The 9,811-nt window shown below is 71.8% G+C and carries 12 protein-coding genes; 6 read left to right on the forward strand and 6 right to left on the reverse strand.

Annotated elements, in window-relative coordinates; translation table 11 throughout:
• Positions 1–684 (reverse strand): response regulator transcription factor (locus DEIPI_RS28620; RefSeq protein ID WP_084473970.1); only part of this gene is annotated, 684 nt, incomplete at its 3' end.
• A 163-nt stretch (positions 685–847) separates the two neighbouring features.
• Here DEIPI_RS28620 and DEIPI_RS0104825 point away from each other — a divergent pair.
• Together DEIPI_RS0104825 and DEIPI_RS0104830 are read left to right on the forward strand one after the other, a co-directional pair.
• Positions 848–1,486, forward strand: a complete 639-nt coding sequence (locus DEIPI_RS0104825) for a DUF47 domain-containing protein (RefSeq protein WP_027481023.1) — start codon at positions 848–850, stop codon at positions 1,484–1,486.
• Positions 1,479–2,483: an inorganic phosphate transporter gene (locus DEIPI_RS0104830; protein WP_027481024.1), complete on the forward strand. Its 1,005-nt coding sequence runs from the start codon at positions 1,479–1,481 to the stop codon at positions 2,481–2,483. Before DEIPI_RS0104825 ends, DEIPI_RS0104830 begins: the two co-directional genes overlap by 8 nt.
• 53 nt (positions 2,484–2,536) lie before the next feature.
• Here DEIPI_RS0104830 and DEIPI_RS0104835 read toward each other — a convergent pair whose 3' ends face one another.
• Positions 2,537–3,505 carry a ring-cleaving dioxygenase gene (locus tag DEIPI_RS0104835; RefSeq protein WP_027481025.1) on the reverse strand — a complete coding sequence of 323 codons (969 nt, stop codon included), beginning with the start codon at positions 3,503–3,505 and terminating at the stop codon, positions 2,537–2,539.
• Between the two features lie 204 nt (positions 3,506–3,709).
• On the opposite strand from DEIPI_RS0104835, the gene DEIPI_RS0104840 reads away from it, so the two are divergent.
• Both DEIPI_RS0104840 and DEIPI_RS0104845 read left to right on the forward strand, forming a co-directional pair.
• Positions 3,710–4,990, forward strand: a complete 1,281-nt coding sequence (locus DEIPI_RS0104840; RefSeq protein WP_027481026.1) for a carboxylate--amine ligase — start codon at positions 3,710–3,712, stop codon at positions 4,988–4,990.
• Positions 4,991–5,103: 113 nt separating this feature from the next.
• Positions 5,104–6,147: an LLM class flavin-dependent oxidoreductase gene (locus DEIPI_RS0104845; protein WP_027481027.1), complete on the forward strand. Its 1,044-nt coding sequence runs from the start codon at positions 5,104–5,106 to the stop codon at positions 6,145–6,147.
• A 19-nt stretch (positions 6,148–6,166) separates the two neighbouring features.
• On the opposite strand, the gene DEIPI_RS0104850 is transcribed toward DEIPI_RS0104845, so the two are convergent.
• From DEIPI_RS0104850 to DEIPI_RS0104865, 4 genes are all read right to left on the reverse strand, one after another.
• Positions 6,167–6,376, reverse strand: a complete 210-nt coding sequence (locus tag DEIPI_RS0104850) for a hypothetical protein (RefSeq protein WP_027481028.1) — start codon at positions 6,374–6,376, stop codon at positions 6,167–6,169.
• Between the two features lie 191 nt (positions 6,377–6,567).
• The gene (locus tag DEIPI_RS0104855) at positions 6,568–6,774 is read right to left on the reverse strand and encodes a hypothetical protein (RefSeq protein ID WP_027481029.1); all 207 of its coding nucleotides are present in this window, start codon (positions 6,772–6,774) and stop codon (positions 6,568–6,570) included.
• 73 nt (positions 6,775–6,847) lie between these two features.
• Positions 6,848–7,435: a GNAT family N-acetyltransferase gene (locus DEIPI_RS0104860; protein WP_045233668.1), complete on the reverse strand. Its 588-nt coding sequence runs from the start codon at positions 7,433–7,435 to the stop codon at positions 6,848–6,850.
• 2 nt (positions 7,436–7,437) lie between these two features.
• Positions 7,438–7,842 carry a ketosteroid isomerase-related protein gene (locus tag DEIPI_RS0104865; RefSeq protein WP_027481031.1) on the reverse strand — a complete coding sequence of 135 codons (405 nt, stop codon included), beginning with the start codon at positions 7,840–7,842 and terminating at the stop codon, positions 7,438–7,440.
• A gap of 542 nt (positions 7,843–8,384) precedes the next feature.
• On the opposite strand from DEIPI_RS0104865, the gene DEIPI_RS0104870 reads away from it, so the two are divergent.
• Both DEIPI_RS0104870 and DEIPI_RS0104875 read left to right on the forward strand, forming a co-directional pair.
• Positions 8,385–8,855, forward strand: coding sequence for a hypothetical protein (locus tag DEIPI_RS0104870; RefSeq protein WP_027481032.1), 471 nt, complete (start codon positions 8,385–8,387; stop codon positions 8,853–8,855).
• Positions 8,856–8,917: 62 nt separating this feature from the next.
• Positions 8,918–9,811, forward strand: an 894-nt coding sequence (locus tag DEIPI_RS0104875; protein ID WP_027481033.1) for a hypothetical protein, incomplete at its 3' end; no start/stop codon positions are given.

Consider the following 9,811-nt stretch of genomic DNA (forward strand, 5'->3'; position numbering starts at 1 on the left):
CTCCGGGGCGGGACGCATGCGGTAGCCGCGTCCGTAGACGGTCTCGACCTCGCCCGGCTCGCCCGCGCCCAGCGCGAGGTGCGCGCGAAGCTGGGCGACGTGCTGGTCGACGGTGCGCTCGCCGCCCGTGAAGTCCTCGCCCCAGACACGGTCGAGCAGTTCCCGTCGGGAGTAGACGCGGCCCGCGTTGCCCGCGAGGAAGGCGAGGAGCTCGAACTCGCGCCGGGTGAGGTCGAGAGGGCGTCCCTCGACCTCGGCGCCTCCGGCGTCCACGTCCACGCGCAGTCGGCCCACCCGCAGGGCGCGCGGGCGGCGGGCGGCGCGGCGCAGCAGGGCGTGGACGCGCGCGACGAGCTCGGCGGCGCTGAAGGGCTTGGTGAGGTAGTCGTCGCTGCCGCTGTTGAGGCCCTCCACGCGGTCCACCTCGCTCGCGCGGGCGGTGAGCATCAGGACGGGCAGGTGGGCGTAGCGCTCGTCCTCGCGCAGGCGGCGCAGCCAGTCCACGCCGGGCAGGTCCGGGAGGGTCCAGTCGAGGACGACGGCGTCCGCGCCGGGCAGGGCGTCCCAGCCCGCGCGGGCGTCGGGCGCGGCGCGGACGCGCAGGCCCGCCCCGGCGAGGTGGAAGGCGACGGCCTCGCGCACGGCGGGCTCGTCCTCGACGACGACGACGACGGGTGGGGTCATGGGCGTTCTCGGGGGCAGCGTCCCACTGCCCGGCCCATCATACCGATCCGCGCGGCCTCATCTGACACTCCAATGACGTTCGGAGCCGAAAGAGAACCTTCAGGCCCGATCACCTGACACGTCCATGACAATCGGCTGACAAGTGCACCCTAGGGTCGTCAGGATGCCGCTCTTCAGCTTCCTGCCCAAGACCGTCAACTTCACCGACCTGTTCTCGCAGGCCGGGACCAACGCCGCCCGCACGAGCGAGGCGCTCGTGGACCTCCTCGCGAACTACACCGACGTGGAGGCCAAGGTGCGCCGCATCCGCGACCTGGAGCACGAGGGCGACCGCCTCTCGCGCGACATCGCGGGCGCGCTCACCACCACCTTCATCACGCCCTTCGACCGCGAGGACATCATCGAGCTCAACAACCACCTCGACGACTTCGTGGACTTCATGGAGGACGTCGCGCGCCGCATGTGGCTCTACCGCATCGCGCGGCCCACCGCGCAGGCCGTGGCGCTCGGCGCGGTCGTCGCGCGGCAGGCCGAACTGCTCGCGCGCGCCCTGCCCCTGCTGGAGGACAAGAAGCGCACCTCGGACCTGATGGAGTTCACCCGGCAGGTCAAGGAGCTGGAGGACGAGGGCGACCGCCTGCTCGACGAGGTGCAGGTCGCGATCTACGACGGCGTGACCGCCATCCCCGACCTCGTCGCCGCGATGCGCTGGAACGAGCTCTACACCCTGCTGGAGGACGCGACCGACCAGGCGCAGCGCGTCGCGAACACCATCGAAGGAATCCTGCTCAAGCATGCCTGAGACCGCGCTCGTCGCGCTGATCGCCATCATCGTGCTGGCGCTCGCGTTCGACTTCATCAACGGCTTCCACGACACCGCCAACGCCATCGCCACGAGCGTCGCGACGCGCGTCCTGAGCCCCGCGCAGGCCGTGCTGATGGCGGGCAGCCTCAACGTCGTCGGGGCCCTCACCGGCACCGCCGTCGCGAAGACGGTGGGCCGGGACATCGTGCCGCCCCAGTACGCCACGCTGGAGCTCGTCGCGGCGGCGCTGCTCGCGGCGATCACGTGGAACCTCATCACGTGGTGGCGCGGCATCCCGTCGAGCAGCAGTCACGCGCTGGTGTTCAGCATCGTCGGGGCGGGCGTCGCGGAGGGCGGCTGGCGCATCATCAAGTTCGGCGGGCTCCAGAAGACCTTCACGGGTCTGCTCGCGTCGCCCGCGCTGGGCTTCCTCGTGCCGATCGTGCTGATGTTCCTGCTGCTGTGGCTCGTGGCGCGCTGGAAGCCCCGCACCGTCACGCGGGTGTTCGGACGGCTGCAGATCCTCTCGGCGGCGTTCATGGCCTTCAGTCACGGCGGCAACGACGCGCAGAAGACGATGGGCGTCATCACGATGGCCCTCGCCGCGTACCTCGGCTGGAGCGGCGACGAGTGGGGCGTGCCGCTGTGGGTGGTCCTGTCCGCCGCGACCGCGATGGGTCTCGGCACCGCCGTGGGCGGCTGGCGCATCATCCGCACGATGGGCCACAACCTCGTTCAGCTGCGGCCCATCGACGGCTTCGTCGCGGAGACGGCCGCCGCGACGATCATCGAGACGGCCACGCACTTCGGCATTCCCGTGAGCACCACGCACGTGATCAGCACCAGCATCATGGGCGTCGGCACCACGAAGGGCTTCCGGAACGTGAAGTGGCAGGTGGCGGGCCGCATCGTGACGGCGTGGGTCGTGACGATCCCGACCTGCGTCGTGTTCGGGTGGCTGTGGTTCCGCCTGCTCGACCTGTTCGTCCGCTGAGCGCGGAGAGGAGGGCGGCCCCGATTGCCGGGGCCGCCCTCCTTCCTTCGCGCTCAGTCGATGGGCTTGAGGCCCGCGAGGATCTGCTCGCGCCGCGGCTCCAGGAAGGGCGGCAGCACCACCTTCTCCCCCAGCGTCGCGGGGTCCTCGTCGACGGCGAAGCCGGGGCCGTCCGTGGCGATCTCGAACAGGACGCCGTTCGGCTCGCGGAAGTACAGGCTGCGGAAGTAGTGGCGGTCCACCTCGCCGCTGTGACGCAGGCCGAAGCCGGAGAGGCGCTCGGTCCACGCGTGGTACTGCGCCTCGTCGGGCGTGCGGAACGCGACGTGATGCACGCCGCCCGCGCCGGGCCGGGTGACGGGCAGGTCCGGCTGGACGGCCACGTGCAGCTCGGCGTGCGGGCCCTGGCCGCCCATGCCGTACACGTGCACGGTGTGGGCGCCGTCGCCGTCCAGGGTGTACTCGCGCAGGTGGTTCATGTTCATCACCTTCGTGAGCACGAGGTCGGTGGGCCGCAGGTTGGGCACGCTCATCGTGACGGGCCCCAGGCCGCGGATCTGGTGCTCGGCGGGCACCGCGCTGCGGTCCCACGGGACGCTCTCGTCCCCGGCGCCGCCGTCGTCGACGAGGCTGAGGCGCTGCCCCTCGGGGTCCTCGAAGTCGAGGACGAGCCGCCCGTCCCGCTCCAGGACGTCCGTGAGGGCGGGCACGCCCGCCTCCCCGAGGCGCCCCTGCCAGAAGCGCAGCGCGGCCTCCCCCGTGACGCGCAGTCCCGTGCGGGTGACGGCGTGCGTGCCGCGCACCTCGCGCGGGACGTTCCAGTCGAAGAAGGTGAGGTCGTTGCCGGGACTGCCGACCGCGTCGGAGTAGAAGAGGTGGTAGGCGCTGACGTCGTCCTGGTTCACGCTGCGCTTCACGAGGCGCATGCCGAGCACACCCGTGTAGAAGCGGTGGTTCTCGCGGATGCTCGCGGAGACGGCGGTGAGGTGATGGAAGCCCGGAACTTCGAGGGGCGCGGTCATGTGGTCCTCCCGCCCACAGGGTAGGCCTTCGGTCCCCGCGACTCAAGTTGACCGATTCGGTCACGTATACTCGGCCGAGAGCGCCCGAGGGCTTCCGGCCCCGCGACGGCGCGGCGACGCGCCCCCATCACGGCACGCCGCTTCCCCGGCCCGTTCCACGCCGACGATGGCGCAAAAACGGGAATCCCGAACAGGAGCGCGCCCTTGATCACAGAACGCCAGGAACTCCTCGACGTCATCCAACGACTCAACGCCCTGGACCGCCCGGTCGCCGTCACCTTCAACACGCACATCACCGCGCTCGCCATCGCCCGCAGCCTGGGCCGACAGGGCGTGCCCGTCCTCGGCCTCGACCGCGAGGGCGGCGGGCTGGGGCAGCGCAGCCGCTACCTCTCGGCGCTCGCGCTGTGCCCCGACGTGGACGACGGCGGCGCGGCCTTCGCGGACTTCCTGCTGGAGCTCGGCCCGCACTTCGCGCACAGGCCGGTCCTCTTCCCCACCAACGACGACTGGGTCTTCGCCATCGCCCGGCACAGGGAGCGCCTCTCGGAGTTCTACCGGGTGCCCTTCAGCGGGCAGGACGTCATCGACACGGCCCTCGGCAAGACCGCGCTCTACCGCGAGGCCGAGCGGCTCGGCGTGCCCATCCCCCAGAGCTGGTACCTCGACCCCGCCTCCCTGGAGGACCTCGCGGCGGGCACGGCGGCCGTCGTGGAGGACGTCCTCGCGCGCGTTCCCTTCCCCGTCATCCTCAAGCCCGACGAGTCGCGCGCCTTCTACGAGGTGTTCCGGGCGAAGGTCTTCGTGGTGAACACCCCCGACGAGTTCCGCGCCCGCGTCCGCGAGGCCGCCGGGCACGGCCTGCGGCTCGTCGCGCAGCGGATCGTCACGACGCCGCCCGGCGGGTTCTACAGCGTGTGCAGCTACCTCGACGCGGACAGCCGCCCGCGCGGCGTGTTCGTGGGCCGCAAGCTGGAGCAGTACCCGCCCGACTTCGGCACGTCCTGCCTCGCGGACGCCCGCTGGGTGCCCGAGATCGCGGAGCGCGGCGTGCGCGTCCTCAAGGGCCTCGGCTTCCACGGCATCAGCGAGATCGAGTTCGTCCTCGACCCGGAGACGGGCGAGCAGCTGCTGCTGGACGTGAACACCCGCAGCTGGAAGTGGATCGGTCTGCCCATCGCGAGCGGCGTGGACCTGCCGCTCCTCGCGTACAGGGACGCGATCGGCGAGGCCTTCGACGCTCCGTCGCAGCGCGACGGCGTCCGCTGGACGTTCCTGCGCGACTACGTGAAGCTCGTGCGGGAGCGCGGCGGCGTCATCCCCGAGGAGCACGTCACGAAGGACGAGTGGCTCGACCTGATCCGCGGCGTCCGCCCGGCGAACGGGACGCTCGTGGACGGCATTCTCGACCCGGACGATCCCGAGCCCTTCTACGAGGTGCTGAGGGGAGAGCTGTTCGGCTTCCGATACACCTGCGCGTGCTGAGCAGCGTTCAGCGGTCAGCCGTCGGTGCCTCCCGCTCTCGAGGGACGAACACCGATCCCCGACGACTGAAAGCTGAGAGCTGACGACCGAGAGCTCCCGAAAGGAACCAACTTATGAGATTCGGATACTGGATGCCGATCTTCGGCGGCTGGCTGAGAAACGTCCACGACGAGGGCATGAGCGTGGACTGGTCCTACGTGAAGGCCGTGGCGCAGCAGTCGGAGCGCGTGGGCTTCGACCTGAGCCTCGTCGCGGAACTCAACCTCAACGACATCAAGGGCCCCGGGGCGCCGAGCCTCGACGCGTGGACGCTCGCGCCCGCCCTGGCCGCCGTGACCGAACGGCTGGAACTGATGCTGGCGGTCCGCCCGAACTACCACGCGCCCGCCCTGACCGCGAAGGCGATCTCCACGCTGGAGACGATCGCGCCGGGCCGCGTGAGCCTCAACGTCGTGTCGAGCTGGTGGGCGGAGGAGGCGCGGCAGTACGGCATGCCCTTCGACCAGCACGACGCGCGCTACGCCCGCAGCGAGGAGTGGCTGAGCGTGCTGGGCCGCCTCCTCACCGAGGACGTCGTGGATCACGCGGGCGAGCACTACCGCCTGGAGGGCACGCGCCTCCACCCGAAGCCCGCCGCGCGGGTGCCGGTGTACATGGGCGGTGAGTCGCCGCGCGCGAAGGACCTCATCTCCGGGGTGGCGGACGCGTACGTGATGCACGGCGACGAGCCGCACGTCATCGCCGCGAAGATCGCGGACATGCGCGCCCGGCGCGAGGCGGCGGGGAAGCCGCCCCTGACCTTCGGAATGGCGGGCTACGTCATCTGCCGGGACACCGCCGGGGAGGCCGAGGCGGAGCGTGCCCGCATCACGGACGTCACGCAGAGCCCGGAGGCGTACGCGTCCTACCAGGACTTCGTGCGGGGCAGCCAGCTCGAGAGCCACGTCAGCCTGGAGGAGTACAGCGTCTCCAACCGCGGCCTGCGCGCGGGCCTCGTGGGGACGCCCGAGGGAATCGCGGCGCGGGTGCGCGAGTACGAGGCGGCGGGCCTCGACCTGCTGCTGCTGCAGTTCTCGCCGCAACTGGAGGAGATGCGCCGCTTCGGCGAGCAGGTGATCGGGCCGTTCTTCCGGCGGGGGGACGCGGCGGCGGACTGACGAGGGCGGCGTCGGCGGTTCAGGCCTCGCGGTTCGCGCGGGTCTGCGCGGCGAGCGCGAAGAACGTCGGCGCCCACAGGCCCACGAAGATGCCGAAGCGTTCCGCGTGCGCGCGTTCCTCCGGGGAGGTGCTCTGCCCTCCCCGCACGAGCCAGATCGCGACGGACGCCGCGACGGACGCGTACCCGGCGTAGGTGAGGACGTCGGCCAGACCACGGTTGTCGGACACGTCTTCCCTCCTCGCGCTCCGTGAAGGCGGCGCGATCCCACTGTGCGGGGATCGCGCCGCCGAGTCTGAAGCAAGTCCGACGGTCGGACGCGCGTGAAGGGGAACCCAAGCGCGCGCGCGCACCTCACGGCGTCCTCCCCACGCGAAGCTCACGCACAACCCGCGCAGGGCCACGATTGGCAACGGCGGACCTAGCGCCGCAGCAGCTCCCCGTAGAGGTGCTCCACGCACTCGTCCACGCTGGCGAAGGCCCGACGTTCCCCGTTGGGTCCCTCCCGCACGGACGCCCGCCAGGCGCCCCCGCCACCCCCCTCGCCGCCCTCGTACCAGACCCTCAGCACGTACACCCGACTGCCGACCGTCACCGCGTGTTCCCGGGACGCCTCCTGCTCCATCATCGCCCGCCTTTCCCGGTACCCTGGGGACCGTAGCGTCAGGGTACGCGGGAGGGCGTGGCGCGCGGATGGCGGCTCAGGTGAGCGCGCGGAGCCAGAACGTCATGGGCTTGGGACGCTCGGCGTCCTCGTCGAGGTCCCGCCACGACAGGGCCGTGGCGAGCTCGGGGCGCTTCTCGTAGCCGCGCCTGCGCCAGAACGCGTCGAGCGGCTCGTACCCCGCCGGGCGGCGAGGGTGGTTCGCGGGGCGCTCCACGGCGCAGAAGGCGGCCGTGTCGAACCGCCCGAGGCGGCGCGCGTGCGCCTCGCGCTCCTCGAAGAAGCGCACGCCGAGGCCCCGGCCACGCCAGGCGGGCAGCAGCACGGACTCCGCGAGGTAGAACACGCTCCCCACGTCCATCCCGCGCGCCTCGAAGGGGGCGCGCAATTCGGGCGTCTCGGCCTCCAGCGGCAGCGCGGTGGACGCGCCCACCACCCGCTCGCCGTCCCGGACGATCACCGCGAGGCTCTCGGGCGTGCGCAGGTACGTCTCCAGGTAGCGCGCCTCGTACTCCGCGCTGCCGTCGTACAGGTACGGGAACTCCCGGAAGACGGTGACGCGCAACCGCGCGAGGTCGGCGAGCACGTCACGCAGGCCCTCGCCCACGTACGTCTCGACCCGCACGCTCAGCCGCCCACCTGCCGGACCCAGTCCTGGAGGTTGTAGTAGTTCGTGACGCGCGCGATGCGGCCCTCACGCACCTCGAAGAACGCGCCGCCCGGCAGGGTGTACGTCTGACCCGCCGCCTCCGGGAGGCCCTCGTCGGTGGCGAGGTACTCGCCGTGCACGACGTACTCGGCCGCGCCGCGCGTCCCGTCGGGCGAGGCGAGCACCACCACGTCCGTGAGCCGCTCGCGGTAGCTGGCGTCCATCCGCTCCATGAAGGCGCGGAAGGCGTCCCGTCCGGTCTGCCGCTCGCCCTGGTTGAGGTCGTGCACGACGTCGTCGGTGAGCAGGGCCAGCATCGCGCCTCGGTCGTGGGCGTTGAAGGCGTCGTAGTAGCGGCGCAGCAGGTCGAGCGTCTCGTTCATGCGGTCACGGTACCCGGCGCGCGGCGACACATCGTCGCCCAGTGAACATTGCCGGGCACCCATGAACACGCCTCCCGACCAGCACACGGGTCGGGAGGCGCAGACGCGGACATGGGGCCGTGGCCCTCCTCATCACATGTCGTTGTCTTCTGCCAACATCTTGACCGCTGCGCCCCTGAGCTTTCTGGCACGCGGGTCAAGGTGGGTTGGCGTGGGGTTGGGGGGACCTTGAGGCGCGTCTGGGCGGCGCCTCACCCGCCGCCTCCGGCACCACGCCCGACGCGAGCGCCTCGTGGACGCTGTTCATGCCGCCGTGCGTCACGAACGTGCTCGCGCGGCAGGCCCGGACGAGCCGGGAGAGGTGCGGCCTGCGCGTCACCCACTCGACCGTCCCTCACCGGGAAGCCCCTCCGACCTCTCCGGAGTCCCGGGACGATTCCCGGACGGTCCGGGAATGCCGCCTCTGTCGCCCGGGAATTCACGGAGCCTACGGTGAGGACATGACGGGCGACCACCCGTCCGCCGCACCCGGAGGTAACCCCATGAACAGAACCCATCCCGTCCGCACCACCCTCCTCGTCCTCGCCACCGCCGCCGTCGCCGCGACCGCCACGGCCTTCTACCAGGCCTCCGCGCAGGACGCCCCGGCCGTGCGGCCCGCCGTGATCGGCACCTGGAACGCGACCTTCAATCACGACGGGCAGCTCAACCCGGTGCTGGTGGTGTTCCATGACGACGGCACCCTGATGATGAGCGGCACCGACGCGGACGGCGCCTCGCTCACCCTCGGCGCGTGGCGCGCCGCGCAGAACGGGGACGTGACCTTCGAGGCCCGGGTGCTCGGCGCCGAGAAGGGCCGTTACGTCGGCCAGATCCGCATGCACGGCGTCGTCCGCCTCAACGACGGGCGGCTCGTCGGCACGCTCGGCGGGCAGGGCGTCACGCCGACCGGGAAGACGCTGTTCAGCTGGGAGGGCGAGACCCTCAAGGCCGACCGCGTCGTCGCGCGCTGACCGGTCCCGTCGGGGCGCCCTCACGGCCGGGCGCCCCAGCCGTCATAGTGGAAGGAGTTCCGATGCAGCCCGCCACGCCCAACGATCCGCTCGTCGCCCTCGCCGTCACCCCGGCGCCGGGTCCGCGTGTCCTGCGGTTGACGGGCACGCCCCTGCTGCTCGCGCGTCTCACCTGGGCCGCGCTGGCCGGGACGGCGCTCACGCTGCTGGTCGTGGCGCTCCCCGAGGCGTTCGGCGCGCACGTCCGCGGGACGCTCGGGCTGTTCCCGCTGCTGAGCGGCGCCGTGACGGCGGCGGCGTACCTCCTCATCGGGGTGCTGGTCGCGTGGCGCGCGCCACGCGAGCTGATGGCGCTGGTGTTCTCCGGGATGCTGGTCGCGGTGGGCGCCACGACCTTCGTGCCACCCCCGGCGGGCGTCGCGACGGACCTCCTGACCTTCGCCGGGTACGCGCTGCTGATCGTGTCGTTCTTCCTGTTCCCGACCGGCAGGCTCGAACCACGCGGAAGCTGGCCACTCATGGCGTTCTACGTGCTGCAGGAGCTGCTGCACAACTTCGCGCCGCACTCGCCGCTCTCGTCGCACACGTGGCCCGGCGCGACCGGGAACGTGGTGTGGCTCAGCACCTTCATCGTGGGGTTCGGCGCTCAGGCGTACCGATACCGCCGCGCTTCCGGACCGCGGGAACGGCAGCAGTCCCGCTGGGTGCTGTTCGGCTTCGGTGTGCTGGTGGCGGGCGCGTTGCTGTTCGCGGTGCTGCCCGAACTGATCGCGCCGGGTCTGGTCGACCTCGGCAAGGCCCTGTTCGCCCTGAGCGCCCTCGCGTTGCCGACGAGCGTCGCGGTGGCGGTGACGCGTCACCGCCTGTGGGACCTCGCGCCCCTCGTGAACCGCGCGCTGCTGCTGGCGCTGCTCAGCGGGCTGCTGGCGGCCGTGTACGTCGCGGTGGTCGCCGCC

The organism is Deinococcus pimensis DSM 21231 (genome assembly GCF_000519345.1).
GTDB lineage: Bacteria > Deinococcota > Deinococci > Deinococcales > Deinococcaceae > Deinococcus_A > Deinococcus_A pimensis.